This window comes from Tardiphaga sp. (genome assembly GCF_028290495.1).
In the GTDB taxonomy this organism is placed as follows: domain Bacteria; phylum Pseudomonadota; class Alphaproteobacteria; order Rhizobiales; family Xanthobacteraceae; genus Tardiphaga.
On sequence record NZ_JAQGJT010000133.1, the window covers coordinates 28,462 to 43,176 of the forward strand.

Sequence of the window (14,715 nt, forward strand, 5' to 3'; positions counted from 1 at the left end):
AATCGCATCGATGCCCAGCCTGTTGCGACGTTTCCGGTCCGACCAGCGCGGCAACATCGCGATCATGGCCGCAGGCGGCATGTTGCTCGCGGTTTGCTGTGCAGCGCTTGGCGTTGATATCGGAACCATTTCGGCCGATCGCCGCAAGACCCAGAGCACCACGGATCTCGGCGCCATCGTCGCGGCCAGCAATCTCACCAACGCAACCAACGCCGCGACCGCGGTGGTGACCCAGAACAACTATCCCGCCAACTCGCTGGTCAGCGTCGAACTCGGTACCTACACGGCGAATGCGGCGCTGGCGCCGGCGGCGCGCTTCGTGACGCCGCCGGTCGGCGCGGCCAATGCCGCGCGCGTCAAGCTGCTGACCCAGACGCCGCTGTATTTCAGCCACTTCTTCACCGGCCAGAACAACTTCCAGATCAAGACCTCGGCGATCGCGACGACGTCGTCGATGGCGTCGTTCGCGATAGGTTCGCGGCTGGCGTCGGTGAACAACGGGTTTCTCAACAGCCTGCTCGGCGGCATGCTCGGCACCACGCTGTCGCTGTCGGTGATGGATTACAACTCGCTGCTCAGCGCGCGCATCGATGCGCTCACCTTTCTCTCGGCGCTGGCGACGCGCGTCAACCTGACCGGGGTGTCCTACGACACGCTGCTGAACTCCAACATCAAGGTCGGCGACATCCTCGCCGCGGCGCTGACGACCCAGCAGGCGACCAACGGCGCGGGCGCGGCGACCACGGCGCTGCAATCCGTAGTCTCGGCGGCGTCCTCGCTGACGACGAAGATTCTGCCGGGCTCGCTGCTCGATCTCGGTCCTTATAACAGCTCGCAGGTTGGCCAAGCCAAGATCGGCATTAGCCTCTCTCTGCTCGATCTGCTGAAGGCCACGGCGGGGGTCGCCAACGGCAACAGCCAGATCGCGACGGGGGTGAGCCTCGGTCTTCCGGGCATCGCCAGCGCGTCGGTCATCGCCAATGTCGGCGCGCAGCCGACCGGAACCAGCTGGATCACCGTCGGCAGCGCCGGCGCCAGCGTTCATACCGCGCAGACCCGGATACTCGCGACGATCAACCTGCTCGGCACCGCGCCGGCGTCAGTGGTGTCGTTGAAGGCCTATGTGGAAGTCGCCTCCGGCACAGCAACGCTGAACAACATCACCTGCGGCTATCCGACGATGAACACATCGACCGTCACCCTCGGCGTGACGCCGGGCATCATCGATGCGTGGATCGGCGACGTCTCGAACGCCGACATGAGCAACTTCTCCACCAAGCCGAATCCGCCCGCGCTGAAGATCGTAGATCTCGGCCTGGTCTCGGTGAATGCGCGAGCCCATGCCGGGATGGGCAACACAACGCCGACCCCGGTGACGTTCAGCTATGCCGACATCACCGCGCAGACCAAGAAGACCGTGACCAGCACGAATTTTACCTCGTCGCTGACCTCAAGCCTGCTCAACGACCTGGTCGTCAACGTCAATGTGATTGGCCTCGGCATCCCGATTCCCGGTTTAGGCCCGCTGGTCGTCGGCATCATCGGCGGCGCCACCAGCTCGATCGACCAACTGCTCAGCATGGTGCTGTCGGGGCTCGGTGTTGGTATCGGGCAAGCCGACGTTTGGGTATCCGGCATCCGCTGCGGCGGCGCGGTGTTGGTGAACTGAATTAGTAAACGCGTAAACTTTAACGATTACAACAGGAGAACGAGATGAGCTACGAAACGACGATGAGTCGGCCCAATGTCAATCGCAAGCGCAGCGTAGTGGTTTCCAAGAAGCGCACCAGCGTCAGTCTCGAGGACAGCTTCTGGGTCAGCCTGCAGGCGATCGTGCGGATGGAGCAGACCACTATCGAGCATTACATCGAAAAGGTCGAACGCAAGCGCGAGACGCCGAATCTGTCGTCGAACCTGCGCATCGCCGTACTCGAATATTTCCAGCAGATCGCGGCGCGCAGCATGTCGGTCCGCTCCGGGGCGGATGCGATGACGAGCCATGGTTCGCTGTATCCGGACCGTAGCGGCCAACTCGCCGAGAAGGTGGCGGCTTACTGGAGTCGGCTCGATACCAAGCAGCCGCAGATCACCGAGTAGATCTGCGTCAATCTCACGGCAGTCCTGATGCGTCGTCGCCGCGCGATATCGCGCGACGACAGGTCATGTCCTTTTTATTTTCAAATTTTAGGCCAGGGAGCGATAGATGTTTAACCGACAGAATAAAGCGAGCCTGCAGGACGCGCTGGCGCAGGCCGCTGCCATCAACAAATCGCAGGCGATGATCGAGTTCAACCTCGACGGCACCATCATCACCGCCAACCAGAATTTTCTCAACGTGCTGGGCTATACTCTCGACGAGATCAAGGGCAAGCATCACAGCATGTTTGTGGATCCCGCCCAGCGCGACAGCCAGGCTTATCGGGAGTTCTGGGGTAACCTTAACAGGGGTGAATTTCAGGCGGCGCAGTACAAGCGTGTCGCCAAGGGCGGCCGCGAGGTCTGGATTCAGGCGTCGTATAATCCGATCCTCGACACCTCCGGCAAGCCGGTGAAGGTGATCAAGTTTGCCACCGATATCACTACCCAGAAGATCCAGAACATGGAAGCTTCCGGCAAGATCGCCGCGATCGACCGTGCGCAGGCGGTGATCGAATTCAACATGGACGGCACCATCGTCACCGCCAACGATAATTTCCTGGGGGCGATGGGTTATGCGATGCCGGAAATCCAGGCCCGTCACCACAGCATGTTCGTCGAGCCCACCGAGCGCGACAGCGCGGCCTATCGCGAATTCTGGGCGCGCCTCAATCACGGCGACTTCCAGTCGGGTGAATACAAGCGCTTCGGCAAGGGCGGCAAGGAAGTATGGATTCTCGCCACCTATAATCCGATCCTCAACGAGAACGGCAAGCCGTTCAAGGTCGTGAAGTTCGCCACCGACGTCACCGCGCAAAAGCTGCGCGCTGCCGACAGCGATGGCCAGATGGCCGCGATCCGGAAATCGCAGGCTGTGATCGAATTCAACATGGATGGTACCATCGTCACCGCCAACCAGAATTTCCTCGATACAGTCGGCTATACGCTGGACGAGGTGAAGGGCAAACACCACAGCCTGTTCGTCGAACCGGCTGAACGAAACTCCGCGGCCTATGGCGAATTCTGGGCCAGTCTTAACCGCGGCACGTTTCAGGCGGCGGAATACAAGCGGATCGGCAAGGGCGGTCGCGAGGTCTGGATCCAAGCCTCCTACAATCCGATTTTTGATCTCAACAACAAGCCGTTCAAGGTGGTGAAGTACGCCACTGACATGACGCCGCAGGTGATGAACCGGATGAAGTCGGAGCGCGCGCGCTCGCTGATCGAATCCGTCGCCGCCGGCAGCGAGGAGATGAACGCCTCGATCCGCGAGATTTCCGAGACCATGGTAAAGTCGCGGCAGACCGCGGAGTCCGCCGTGCATCAGGTCGAGACCGCCGACATCCAGGCGCAACGCCTGACCACCGCGGCGCATTCAATGGGCGGCATCGTCGGCCTGATCGGCGACATCACCGGCCAGATCAACCTGCTGGCGCTGAACGCCACCATCGAATCCGCGCGAGCCGGTGAAGCCGGCCGCGGCTTTGCGGTGGTTGCGGCGGAAGTGAAGAACCTCGCCAACCAGGCCAAGCAGGCGACAGACAAGATCACCACCGAGATTGAAGCGCTGAACGGCATCTCCGGCGATGTGGTCGGCGCGCTGGTGTCGATCAAGCAGGCGATCGAGCACGTCAACGAATATGTCACCTCCACCGCTGCGGCGGTCGAGGAACAGAGCACCGTGACATCCGATATGTCGAACAACATGCAGCGGGCCGCGGCCGAACTGGCGTAGTGGCTATTGAAGGGTGGGCACGGCGCAAGCGCGCTTTGCCCACCCTTCGAACTCAGACCCTGATCATCCGCTTGCCGCGGTTCTCGCCGGCGAGCAGGCCGATCAGCGCTTGCGGGGTGTTTTCGAGCCCGTCGATGACGTCCTCCTGCACCTTGATCTGGCCCGATGCGACCCATGCCTGCAGGTCCTTCAGCGCAGCATCGCGTTGCTCCATGTAATCCATCACGATGAAGCCCTGCATGATCAGGCGCTTCACCACGATCAGGCCGGGCACGCCGCGCGGGCCGGTCGCCGAGGGCGCGCCGTCATATTGCGAGATCGCGCCGCAGCACGCGATCCGGCCGCGCAAGTTCATCTGGGCGATGCAGGCTTCCAGAATGTCGCCGCCGACATTGTCGAAATAAACGTCGATGCCATCAGGCACTGCCGCCTTCAGCGCCTTGAACACGCCGCCGTCCTTGTAGTCGACTGCTGCGTCGAAACCGAGTTCGCGCGTCAGCCAGTCGCACTTATCCTTGCCGCCAGCGATGCCGACCACGCGGCAACCCTTCAGTTTGGCGATCTGTCCGACGATCGAGCCGACCGATCCGGCGGCGGCGGAGACGACGACGGTCTCTCCCGCCTTCGGTTTGCCGACATCCAACAATCCGAAATAAGCGGTGAGGCCAGCAATACCGTAGATACTGAGCAGATGCGTCATCGGCTCGAGCTTCGGCATCTTGCTGAGGTGCTTGGCCGGCACCGCCGCATAGTTCTGCCAGCCGGTATCTCCGAATACGATGTCCCCGGCCTGTAGCCCCGGTGCCTTCGAGGCAATCACTTCGGCGATGCCGCCGCCGGCCATCACGGTGTTGGCCTCGACCGCCGCGCGATAGGTCGCGCCGTGCATCCAGGCGCGGTTGGCGGCATCCAGTGAAATATAGCGCACGCGCAGCAGCGCCTCGCCGTCCTTCGGTTCCGGAATGCTGCCTTCGGACAGTTTGAAGTGCTCGGGGCCGAGCTTGCCGCTGGGTTTTTCCACCAGCAACACCTGGCGATTGATTGTGGCCGTCATGGCTTCCTCCCGGTTTCCTTGTTCAATTTTGGTGCAGTTACAGGGCAGAAAATGACCAGCCTGCACAGTTTTTGTAGTTCGCTCTACGCTATGTGGCAGTGCAGCGTTGCACAACGGCTATTTGATACCGAACCAAGGCATTGCGACAAAGCTGGTTGCGCGTCCCACTCAATATGACAGACTGACGCAGCCGGGATGACCTAGTGTCGCAGTCTGAATGGATGGGGACCGCATGTCGAACAGGTTCACGCAATATATTCTGATCGCTATGGCGTTGGGCATCGTGATGGGCACGATGGTCTTCAACTATTTGCCCGACAACCGGGGAGAGATCGCGGCCAACGTCAACCTGATCGCGATGCTGTTCCTTCGGCTGATCAAGATGATCATCGCGCCTCTGGTGTTCGCCACCCTGGTCGGCGGCATCGCGCATATGGGGTCCGGTTCCAAGCTCGGTCGCATTTTCGCCAAGACGATGGGCTGGTTCGTCAGCGCGTCGTTCATCTCGCTGCTGCTTGGCCTGGTAATGGTCAACCTGTTGCAGCCCGGCGCGAATTTCCCCGGCACCTTGCCGGCGGCGGGGCAGTCCACCGGCCTGCCGGTATCGGCCTTCTCGATCGAGAAGTTCCTGACGCACCTGATCCCGACCTCGATCGCGGATGCGATGGCGCAGAACGAGATCCTGCAGATCGTGATCTTCGCGGTGTTCTTCGCCGTCGCCATGGGTGCGATGCCGGAACGCTCCAAGCCGATGCTGGCGCTGATCGACGACCTCGGCCACATCATGCTGAAGGTCACTGGCTATGTAATGCTGTTCGCGCCCCTGGCGGTGTGGGCCGCGATCATGGCGACGGTCGCCAAGAACGGCCTCGGCGTGCTGTGGAAGCTGATCGTGTTCATGGGCGGGTTCTATCTCTCGCTGATGATCCTGTGGGGCATCCTCGTGATGGTCGGTTTCATCGTCATCGGGCCGCGTTACAGCCATCTGTTGCGGCTGATCCGCGAGCCCCTGATGATCGCCTTCTCCACGGCGAGTTCGGAGGCCGCCTATCCCAAGACGCTGGAGGGGCTGAACAAGTTCGGGGCCTCGTCGCGGATCTCCAGCTTTGTGCTGCCGCTGGGCTATTCCTTCAATCTCGACGGCACGATGATGTACTGTACTTTCGCCAGCATCTTCATTGCGCAGACCTATCATATCGAGATGTCGCTCGGCACCCAGCTGGCGATGCTGGCGACCCTGATGATCACCTCGAAGGGCGTCGCCGGTGTGCCGCGCGCCTCCCTCGTGGTGATCGCCTCGACGCTCAGCCAGTTCAACATTCCGGAAGCGGGATTGTTGATGATCATGGGCATCGACACTTTCCTTGATATGGGCCGTAGCGCCACCAATGTGATCGGCAATTCGCTGGCGACCGCCGTGGTGGCGAAATGGGAAGGCGAACTGGCGCCGGAGCATGAGCTGGGACGAGGCGATATGGTTCCGGGCGACATGATCCCCGGTGAGATCCCCGCCCTCGGGCATGGATGATCGCAGATGCGCAGCATCGTGACGAGATCGATCGGGGCAGGCGCGCTGGCGGCCCTGCTGCTGACCACGGCGGCCTTCGCGCAGACCGTTGCCGAGGGGCTCAGCCCCACGCTTGCGGCGATCAAGAAGTCGCACACCGTGCGGCTCGGCTACCGCGAAAGTTCGCCGCCGTTCTCGTTCCTCGACCACGCCAACCGGCCGATCGGCTACAGCCTTGAACTGTGCGAGGCGATCGTTGAGGACATCGGCGTCGAGGTCGATGATCCCGATCTCAAGATCACATACGTCAAGGTGACCTCGGAAAGTCGCATCCCGGCGATCCTCGACAACCAGATCGATCTCGAATGCGGCTCGACCACCGCGAATGCCGAGCGCCGCAAGCAGGTGGCGTTTTCGCCGCTGATGTTCGTCGCCGGCACCAAGCTGATGGTGACGAAGACGACGACGGCGGTGGCGCCGACCGACTTCAAGGGCAAGACCATCGTGGTCACCAAGGGCACCACCAACGAGCAGGCGATCCATACGGTCGATGACAAGTTCAAACTCGGCCTCAACATCGTGGTCTCGCCGGATCACGAGCAGTCCTACCAGATGCTGGTCGACGGCAAGGCGGATGCGTTTGCGACCGATGACATCCTGCTGTCCGGCCTGATCGCGCGGCACAAGTCCCAGGACAGATTCCGCGTGGTCGGTGACTATCTGTCCTACGATCCCTACGGCATCATGTTCCGCAAGGACGAGCCGCAACTTGCGGCCGTCGTCGAACGCTCCTTCCGTCGCCTCGGCTCCAACCGCGATCTGATCCCGCTGTACAACAAGTGGTTCGTCGCCCGGCTGCCGACCGGCGAACGGATGGGCGTTTCGATTTCGCCGCAGCTCGAGGAGAGCTTCAAGGTGCTGGACGATTCCGCGGGCGGTACGAACTGATTTACCGCTGCCATTCCGGGGCGGGCGCGGCGCCAGCCGCGCGCGAACCCGGAACCACGAGATGGCCTGGTCGAACATTTCGGGATTCCGGGTCTGCATTCCCACCGGCTTCACCGACTGAAATGCATCCGGAATGACAGTTTCAAAAAAACTGCAATTCGCTCGCGTTTCCGCCGCGCAGCACGGTGGCGTATTCGATCGCGACGAACAGGCCGCCGGCGACGTAGATCTTTTGCCCCGACGTGCGCGCCAGTTGCTGGCTGACACGCACCGCATCCTCGATGGTGTTGGCGAGGTGGATTCTGGCGCTGCTGTTGGCCTTGCGCGCAGCAGCGCCGACGACGCGTGCATCAGCACCCTTGTGATGCGCTGATGTGCAGATGATGCTGTCGAACGAAGGCGCGAGGTGTTTGGCTATCTCCTCGACACTCTTGTCGCCGGAGACACCGAGCACCAGCAACCAGCCGCCTTCGCCATGAATCGCACGCAGGCTTTGCAGCGCCTGCGACACGCCATCCGGCGTATGGCCGACATCGATCACGATCAGCGGTTCGCCCTGCACGATTTCGAGGCGCCCCGGCCAACGAGTCTGGCGCAGGCCGTCGCGGATCGCGGCGTCGAGGGCGATATCGGGACGCGCATGTTCCGACCACTGCACGAACAGCCCCGCTGCGATCGCCGCATTGTTGAATTGAAAATCGCCGAGCAGGCTCATGGCCAATCCGCTGAATGCCTGATCGGAAATCCGCAGATCGAATTGCTGCCGGGTCGTATCCATCGCCTCGTTGTCGATCACGATGTCGTCGCGGACATAAGTGCCGGAGACGTGGCGCGGCCGGTTGTATTCGGCGAGGTGCTGCTGCAGCGGCCGGCAGTTCTCGCCGTAGATGATGGTGCCGCCGGCCGCGCAGGCGTCGCTCTTGTCGGAGGCGATCAGCTCCAGCGTGTTGCCGAGCAGGTGGACGTGCTCGTAATCTACCGAGGTGACACAGGTCACTTTCGCGCCGACCAGTCGCACCGGATCGTAGCGGCCGCCGATGCCGGCCTCGAACACCGCGAAGTCGCAGTCCGATTCCTGGAAATGCAGGCAGGCCAGCGCGAACTGCGCTTCGAACGCGCCGAAGATCTCCGTCACGCCATGCATGGCGAGATCGGCGATGGCGGTTGCGACGCGAAGCACCAGGTCGGCCAGCGCGTCGTCGCCAATCTCCTCCCCGTCGATCCGGAAGCGCTCGTTGAAGCGGTACAGATGCGGCGACGTGAACAGTCCGGTGCGCAGCCCCGCGGCGTGGCCGATCGAGGCGGCGAAGGCCGCGGTCGAGCCCTTGCCGTTGGAGCCGGTGACGACGACCGAGTTGCGCTGCAGTCGCGCGCGGTCGATCGACAGCGCGTCGAGCAGGGCCGCGAGCCGCGTCAGGCAAACGCCTTCGCCGTATTTCGGCAGATTAAACATCGAGCAGTCCGATCGAATACAACGTGTGGCGCCATATCTTGAGGATCAAATCGTCGCGGCCACTGTCCTCCAGAAAGCGGATTGAGGGATTGGCGTTGACTTCGATCACGCGCACATCATTCGGATCGTCTGCGATATCCGCAAACAGGTCGACGGCGGCGGCGCGCAGCCCGAGGGCGCTCGCGGCGCGCTGCGCCAGCGTGAAGGCGGCCTGCGCATGGTCTGGTTCGGCGAACTGCATGCTGCCACCGGCGCTCCGATTCATGCGGCCGGATATGGTCCACCGCACGCCGTCCGGCAACACGTGGTCGAGCAGATCATCGCCGCCGATCGCGGAAGGAACCGATGAGATGCCGCGCAGTTCCAGCGCTTTTGCATCGGCACCGTACAGTTCGCGGATGGTGCGGACGCCGTCGCCGAGCAGCGCCGGTTGCCATTTCCGTGCGGAGAATACGACCTCGCCGTCGAGCAGGAAGACGCGGTATTCCTTTCCCGCGAACACCGGCTGCATCAGCACGGCGTCGTAGTAGCGGGCGACCTCGTCGAGATAGGCCGCGAGCGCAGGCTCGCTGGAGATCGTCTGCGCGAAGTCGCCGCGCGATCCGGCCAACGGTTTGACGAACGCCATGCCTCCCAGTTCGTGGAAACAGGCCAGCGCGTCGGCGCGCTCATGGCCGGGCGGACGATGCGCGCGGTAGCGCTCGTGCAGGAAGAAATACTGCCCGCCCAGCGTCGCGATGCCGGCTTTGATCATCACCACATCGGCCAGATACTTGTCGTTTGCCAGCGTCGCCGCGGTGGCGTTGTTCTGCGGGAAGAACGAGCCCCGGCCGGCGCCGAAGGCGACCGTTCTGCTGCGCGAGCCGACCGTGAAAGCCAGCCCGGTGCCGCCGTCCATTTCCGTGAAATCCAGCCCGAACGCGTGGCAGGCATATTCCGCATAGATCGTCTGGTCGGGATAAAACGGGAGCCGGGCAGCCCGGAAATCGGTGAGGGTCGGCATGAGTTATGATCTGCGCGAATGGACGGGCGGCGCTTCGCCGCGGCTTCAGGTAAGCGCGTGGCAGGGTAGCGGATCAATCGAGGGCGATCTACCAGGCGTTTATCGCATCGGCGGGCAATGAATGGTCATTTTTGTTGCCGTAAGAGTTATTTTATGTCCCGTGGCGTAAGCAGGGCCGCGCATGGGTAACCTGCTTCTGAAATTAATCGGGCGCCTCTCTGAGTCCGCAATTGCGCTGCAAGGGTTCTTTGATTATTTGTCAACTCGCAGATGCGAGAAATCCGAAATAGCTAACGTATGCAGGGGTTTCCCGACGTCGCGATGCCGTTGAACGATGCAATTGTTCTACAGAAGCCCGCACTGGAAAAATCAGATCTCATGAGCGCCTTCCATCGAGAGACAGTTCTTACCGTCAAGCATTGGACGGACACGCTTTTCAGCTTCACCGCGACCCGCGATGCCAGCTTCCGTTTTCAGAACGGCCAGTTTGCGATGATCGGGCTCGAGGTTGATGGCAAGCCGCTGCTGCGCGCCTACAGCATGGCTAGCGCCAACCATGAGGAAGGGCTGGAATTCTTCAGTATCAAGGTCCCCAACGGTCCGCTGACCTCGCGCCTGCAGAAGATCAAGGAAGGCGATATTATCCTGGTCGGCCGCAAGGCGGTCGGCACGCTGATCAACGACAACCTGATCCCCGGCAAGCGCCTGCTGCTGCTGTCGACCGGCACCGGCCTCGCGCCGTTCGCCAGCCTGATCAAGGATCCCGAGATTTACGACAAGTACGACCACGTCGTGCTGGTGCATGGTTGCCGTCAGGTGTCCGAGCTGGCCTATGGCGAGCAACTGGTCGATACGCTGACCAAGGATGAGCTGTTCGGCGAACTGATGAAGGACAAGTTCATCTATTACCCGACCGTGACGCGCGAGCCGTTCCGCAACCGTGGCCGCATCACCGACCTGATCACATCCGAGCAGCTGTTCAACGACATCGGCCTGCCGCCGCTGAACATCGAGGGCGACCGCATCATGATGTGCGGCAGCCCGCATATGCTGGAAGACCTCAAGGTGCTGTTCGAAGCCCGGGGGTTTACCGAAGGCAGCACCAGCACCCCCGGCCATTTCGTCATCGAGAAGGCCTTCGTCGAGCGCTAAGCGCCGGCACCCCGATCGTTTCGCATCGCAAAACCCGCGCTTCGGCGCGGGTTTTGTCGTTCCGGCGCGGCGCGTTGTGATGCCCCTGTTATTGGAAATGGTGTAAACTACCGCTGAAGCCATTTCAGAGCAGGGACCCATGGAAACGCTATTGCTGCCCATTTCGCCGCGTTTCATCGTGCTGACGATCTGCTGCGTCGCCACGCTGCTGCTGCTCGGCATTGCCATCACCGACCACCGGGTGATCAACGTGGTGGTGATCCCGATCCTGGTGTTCGGTGGGCTCAGCGTGCTCGGCATCCACGATCTCCTGCAAAAAGATCATGCGGTGCTGCGTAACTATCCGATCTCGGCGCATATGCGTTTCCTGCTGGAAGAGATCCGGCCCGAGATGCGGCAGTATTTTTTCGAGAGCGAAAAGGACGGCATGCCGTTCAGCCGCGACACCCGCGCGCTGGTCTATCAGCGCGCCAAGATGGTGCTCGACAAGCGCCCGTTCGGCACCCAGAAGAATGTCTATGAAGAGGGCTACGAATGGATGCACCATTCGGTGGCGCCGAAGCCGCAGGCCGAAGAGCACTTCCGCATCACCATTGGTGGGCCGGATTGCACCAAGCCGTATTCAGCCTCGGTGTTCAACATCTCCGCAATGAGTTTTGGCGCGCTCAGCCCCAACGCGGTGCGCGCGCTCAATATCGGCGCGAAGAAGGGCGGCTTTGCCCATGACACCGGCGAAGGCGGCATCAGCCCCTATCACCAGGAGAATGGCGGCGACCTGATCTGGGAAATCGGCTCCGGCTATTTCGGCTGCCGCAACCATGACGGCAGTTTCAACCCGCAGCATTTCGCAGCCCGCGCTACCGACGACCAGGTCAAGATGGTCGAGCTGAAGATCAGCCAGGGCGCCAAGCCCGGCCACGGCGGCGTGCTGCCGGCGGCGAAAGTGTCTGAGGAAATCTCGCGGATTCGCGGTGTCGGCATGGGCGAGGACTGCATTTCGCCGGCCTATCACAAGGCGTTCTCGACACCACTCGAGATGATGGAATTCATCGGCGAGATGCGGCGGCTGTCCGGCGGCAAGCCGGCCGGGTTCAAGCTGTGCATCGGCCACCCCTGGGAATTCCTCGCGATCTGCAAGGCGATGCTGCAGACCGGGATCTATCCGGACTTCATCGTCGTTGACGGCAACGAAGGCGGCACAGGTGCTGCCCCCTTGGAGTTCATGGACCATCTGGGCATGCCGATGCGGGAGGGCGTCAACTTCGTGCACAACGCGCTGGTCGGCATCGGCGCTCGCGACCGCATCAAGATCGGCGCCGCCGGCAAGATCGCGACCGCCTTCGATATCGCGCGGGCGATGGCGCTGGGCGCGGACTGGTGCAATTCGGCGCGCGGCTTCATGTTCTCGCTGGGCTGCATCCAGTCGCTGAGCTGTCACACCGACCGCTGCCCGACCGGCGTCACCACGCAGGACCCGATCCGCAGCCGCGCGTTGGTGGTGCCGTTGAAGGCCGAGCGGGTCACGAATTATCATAAGGCCACGCTGCACGCATTGGCCGAGTTGATCGCCGCCGCCGGTCTCGACCATCCGCAGCAGATCCGGCCGATCCACTTCTCGCATCGCGTCTCTGGTGCCGAGGTGCTGTCCTTCACACACCTCTATCCGTCGCTGCGTCCCGGCGAATTGTTGAGCGGCACCTCCGACCTGCGCTTCCGCGGGCCCTGGGACATGGCAAGGGCGGATACGTTCGCGCCGGCGGTGGCGTAATAGACGTTTGAGCTTTTCCGTAGCTTCCGTCACTTCGGTCCGAAGGGCGGTCAAGCAGCTAGCGACTCCGAAGGCTCGTCCGGCCTTTCTGAAACGGGCCTATCAAACCAGATGGCTTCCTATCTGCTCGGAAGCCTTGATGAGCTGCGGCAGAAAACTCTGTACAAGTTCAGCCGGCGTATGGCGGGCGAGGTTTGTCGATAGGTTGATGGCTGCAACGGTCTTGCCAGCTGCGTCGCGGATCGGGGCGGCGATACCAAACGCACCTATCTCGAGCTCTTCGGTTACGAGACTCCAGCCCTGCTCGCGAACAGTTGCGATTTCGCGTTCAAGTTCCGAAATGTCCGTAACCGTCAAACGTGTCCATGCGCGTCGATCGGACGCGGCCAAAGTGGCCGTGCATTCCTCGGGGGGGAGTCCTGCCAGCAAGGCCCGGCCCATGGATGTGCAGAAAGCAGGAATGCGGCTTCCAATCGTCAGGCTGTGGCGCAGCACGCTCGTGACTTCCGCGCGGGTGATGTAGGTCACATTTATTCCGTCGAGCACGGAAATGGCCACGACCTCATTTGCCTCGCGCGACAGGATCTCGATGATTGGCTGCGCGGCTTCTCTCAACGACAGCGACGAAAGATAGGCAAAGCCGAGCTGAAGCACGCGCGGCGAGAGCGAGAAGGCGTCGCCATCCCGTCGGGCCATGCCGAGCTCAACAAGCGTGTGAAGCAACCGCCTGGCGCCTGCGCGAGACAGGTTCGCACGTTTTGAAACGCCGGTGAGCGTCAGCGTGCGCTCCTGGCTGAATGTCGCGATGACCAGAAGGCCCTTGGCAAAGGATTCGACGAATTCGTCGCTGCCGGAAGGCCAGCGCGTTATGTCAGTCCATTGTTCGTCGAGCGTGAGCATGGGGTTGCCAATCTAAAAACGGCCGTGATAGCGTGTTCGATAATAGACAATAAGTTCGACAATCGAACAAGGGGGAAATGCCATGCGACCGCGCCAATTTTTTGGACTGATGGCTGCTGTTTTTTGCGGTGCTGCCGAAGTGGCGCTCGCGCAGGACTTCCCGACTCGGCAGGTCAAGATCGTGGTTCCCGCTGCGGCGGGAGGTCCCACGCACATCACGGCGCAACTGCTGGCCGAGAAAATGCAGGTGTCGCTGGGGCAGCCGGTGGTCGTCGAGCCGCGTCCGGGCGCAGGCAATAACCTCGGCGCCGAGTATGTGGCGAAGAGCGAGCCAGACGGATACACCTTGCTGCTTGCGACAACCGGCACGCATGCGATCAACCAGACGCTTTTCAAGAAGCTGCCCTTTGACCCGATCAAGGATTTCGCGCCGGTTTCGCTGGTGGTTCAGTATCCCTTGATGCTTGTCGTCAATCCGGATCTTCCGGTGCATTCCGTGAAGGAACTGATTGAATATGCCAGGAAAAATCCCGGCAAGTTGAACCGTGCATCGGGCGGGAACGGAACGTCGATGCATCTGTCGGGTGAGCTGTTCGTCAAGCAGGCCAATATCGATGCGCCGCATATTCCCTACAAGGGCAGCGCGCCGGCATTGAACGACCTCATGGGCGGCCATGTACAGCTGATGTTCGATTCGATGATCACGACGATGCCGCTGGTCGAGGGAGGAAAGGTTCGGGCCCTGGCCGTAACAGGCAAAAAGAGGTCGCCCCTGCTTCCCAACATTCCGACTCTCGCCGAAAGCGGATTGCCTGAATACGAGGCGACGGGCTGGACCGGCATTGTCGTGCCCGCCGGTACGCCGCCTGCTGTCATCGCGAAGCTGAACGCCTCGATCGTGAAGGCGATCAAATCGCCGGACATGCAGGAGGCATTTGCAAAACAGGCCGCCGAACCCATCGGTTCAACCCCCGAGGAATTTGCGGCGTTCATACGCAGCGAGACCGACAAGTGGGGCAAGACCATCCGTGCTGCTGGAATCAGCGTCGACTGACTGTG

The 14,715-nt window shown here is 61.7% G+C and carries 12 protein-coding genes; 8 read left to right on the forward strand and 4 right to left on the reverse strand.

Going from position 1 to position 14,715, the window contains the following annotated elements:
- Positions 1-10 precede the first annotated feature (10 nt).
- From JWQ24_RS19870 to JWQ24_RS19880, 3 genes are all read left to right on the forward strand, one after another.
- Complete coding sequence (locus tag JWQ24_RS19870) at positions 11-1,669, forward strand: pilus assembly protein TadG-related protein (protein ID WP_299811782.1); 1,659 nt, start codon at positions 11-13, stop codon at positions 1,667-1,669.
- A gap of 44 nt (positions 1,670-1,713) precedes the next feature.
- Positions 1,714-2,097, forward strand: a complete 384-nt coding sequence (locus tag JWQ24_RS19875) for a ribbon-helix-helix domain-containing protein (protein ID WP_299811784.1) — start codon at positions 1,714-1,716, stop codon at positions 2,095-2,097.
- A gap of 106 nt (positions 2,098-2,203) precedes the next feature.
- The gene (locus tag JWQ24_RS19880) at positions 2,204-3,871 is read left to right on the forward strand and encodes a PAS domain-containing methyl-accepting chemotaxis protein (protein WP_299811786.1); all 1,668 of its coding nucleotides are present in this window, start codon (positions 2,204-2,206) and stop codon (positions 3,869-3,871) included.
- A gap of 52 nt (positions 3,872-3,923) precedes the next feature.
- Here JWQ24_RS19880 and JWQ24_RS19885 read toward each other — a convergent pair whose 3' ends face one another.
- Positions 3,924-4,925, reverse strand: coding sequence for an NADP-dependent oxidoreductase (locus JWQ24_RS19885; RefSeq protein WP_299811788.1), 1,002 nt, complete (start codon positions 4,923-4,925; stop codon positions 3,924-3,926).
- A 232-nt stretch (positions 4,926-5,157) separates the two neighbouring features.
- Between JWQ24_RS19885 and JWQ24_RS19890 the strand changes: the two genes are divergently transcribed.
- A complete protein-coding gene (locus JWQ24_RS19890) occupies positions 5,158-6,453 on the forward strand; it encodes a dicarboxylate/amino acid:cation symporter (protein WP_299811790.1) in 1,296 nt (431 codons plus the stop codon).
- Between the two features lie 6 nt (positions 6,454-6,459).
- A complete protein-coding gene (locus tag JWQ24_RS19895; protein ID WP_299811792.1) occupies positions 6,460-7,380 on the forward strand; it encodes an amino acid ABC transporter substrate-binding protein in 921 nt (306 codons plus the stop codon).
- 142 nt (positions 7,381-7,522) lie between these two features.
- On the opposite strand, the gene JWQ24_RS19900 is transcribed toward JWQ24_RS19895, so the two are convergent.
- A complete protein-coding gene (locus tag JWQ24_RS19900) occupies positions 7,523-8,833 on the reverse strand; it encodes a cyanophycin synthetase (protein WP_299811794.1) in 1,311 nt (436 codons plus the stop codon).
- Positions 8,826-9,836 (reverse strand): hypothetical protein, encoded by a 1,011-nt coding sequence (locus JWQ24_RS19905; RefSeq protein WP_299811796.1) that lies wholly within the window; start codon positions 9,834-9,836, stop codon positions 8,826-8,828. Before JWQ24_RS19905 ends, JWQ24_RS19900 begins: the two co-directional genes overlap by 8 nt.
- Positions 9,837-10,214: 378 nt before the next feature.
- On the opposite strand from JWQ24_RS19905, the gene JWQ24_RS19910 reads away from it, so the two are divergent.
- Positions 10,215-10,988: a ferredoxin--NADP reductase gene (locus tag JWQ24_RS19910; protein WP_299811799.1), complete on the forward strand. Its 774-nt coding sequence runs from the start codon at positions 10,215-10,217 to the stop codon at positions 10,986-10,988.
- Between the two features lie 139 nt (positions 10,989-11,127).
- Complete coding sequence (locus JWQ24_RS19915; protein WP_299811801.1) at positions 11,128-12,756, forward strand: FMN-binding glutamate synthase family protein; 1,629 nt, start codon at positions 11,128-11,130, stop codon at positions 12,754-12,756.
- A 102-nt stretch (positions 12,757-12,858) separates the two neighbouring features.
- Here the strand turns inward: JWQ24_RS19915 and JWQ24_RS19920 are convergent, their stop codons facing one another.
- Positions 12,859-13,656, reverse strand: coding sequence for an IclR family transcriptional regulator C-terminal domain-containing protein (locus JWQ24_RS19920; protein ID WP_299811803.1), 798 nt, complete (start codon positions 13,654-13,656; stop codon positions 12,859-12,861).
- An 82-nt stretch (positions 13,657-13,738) separates the two neighbouring features.
- Between JWQ24_RS19920 and JWQ24_RS19925 the strand changes: the two genes are divergently transcribed.
- Positions 13,739-14,710, forward strand: coding sequence for a tripartite tricarboxylate transporter substrate binding protein (locus JWQ24_RS19925; RefSeq protein WP_299811805.1), 972 nt, complete (start codon positions 13,739-13,741; stop codon positions 14,708-14,710).
- Positions 14,711-14,715: the final 5 nt, after the last annotated feature.

What these genes read in the sequence shown, in the direction of transcription:
- JWQ24_RS19870 (WP_299811782.1), top strand. Translation starts at nt 11, where the DNA reads ATGCCCAGCCTGTTGCGACGTTTCCGGTCCGACCAGCGCGGCAACATC.
- JWQ24_RS19875 (WP_299811784.1), top strand. Translation starts at nt 1,714, where the DNA reads ATGAGCTACGAAACGACGATGAGTCGGCCCAATGTCAATCGCAAGCGC.
- JWQ24_RS19880 (WP_299811786.1), top strand. Translation starts at nt 2,204, where the DNA reads ATGTTTAACCGACAGAATAAAGCGAGCCTGCAGGACGCGCTGGCGCAG.
- JWQ24_RS19885 (WP_299811788.1), bottom strand. Translation starts at nt 4,925, where the DNA reads ATGACGGCCACAATCAATCGCCAGGTGTTGCTGGTGGAAAAACCCAGC.
- JWQ24_RS19890 (WP_299811790.1), top strand. Translation starts at nt 5,158, where the DNA reads ATGTCGAACAGGTTCACGCAATATATTCTGATCGCTATGGCGTTGGGC.
- JWQ24_RS19895 (WP_299811792.1), top strand. Translation starts at nt 6,460, where the DNA reads ATGCGCAGCATCGTGACGAGATCGATCGGGGCAGGCGCGCTGGCGGCC.
- JWQ24_RS19900 (WP_299811794.1), bottom strand. Translation starts at nt 8,833, where the DNA reads ATGTTTAATCTGCCGAAATACGGCGAAGGCGTTTGCCTGACGCGGCTC.
- JWQ24_RS19905 (WP_299811796.1), bottom strand. Translation starts at nt 9,836, where the DNA reads ATGCCGACCCTCACCGATTTCCGGGCTGCCCGGCTCCCGTTTTATCCC.
- JWQ24_RS19910 (WP_299811799.1), top strand. Translation starts at nt 10,215, where the DNA reads ATGAGCGCCTTCCATCGAGAGACAGTTCTTACCGTCAAGCATTGGACG.
- JWQ24_RS19915 (WP_299811801.1), top strand. Translation starts at nt 11,128, where the DNA reads ATGGAAACGCTATTGCTGCCCATTTCGCCGCGTTTCATCGTGCTGACG.
- JWQ24_RS19920 (WP_299811803.1), bottom strand. Translation starts at nt 13,656, where the DNA reads ATGCTCACGCTCGACGAACAATGGACTGACATAACGCGCTGGCCTTCC.
- JWQ24_RS19925 (WP_299811805.1), top strand. Translation starts at nt 13,739, where the DNA reads ATGCGACCGCGCCAATTTTTTGGACTGATGGCTGCTGTTTTTTGCGGT.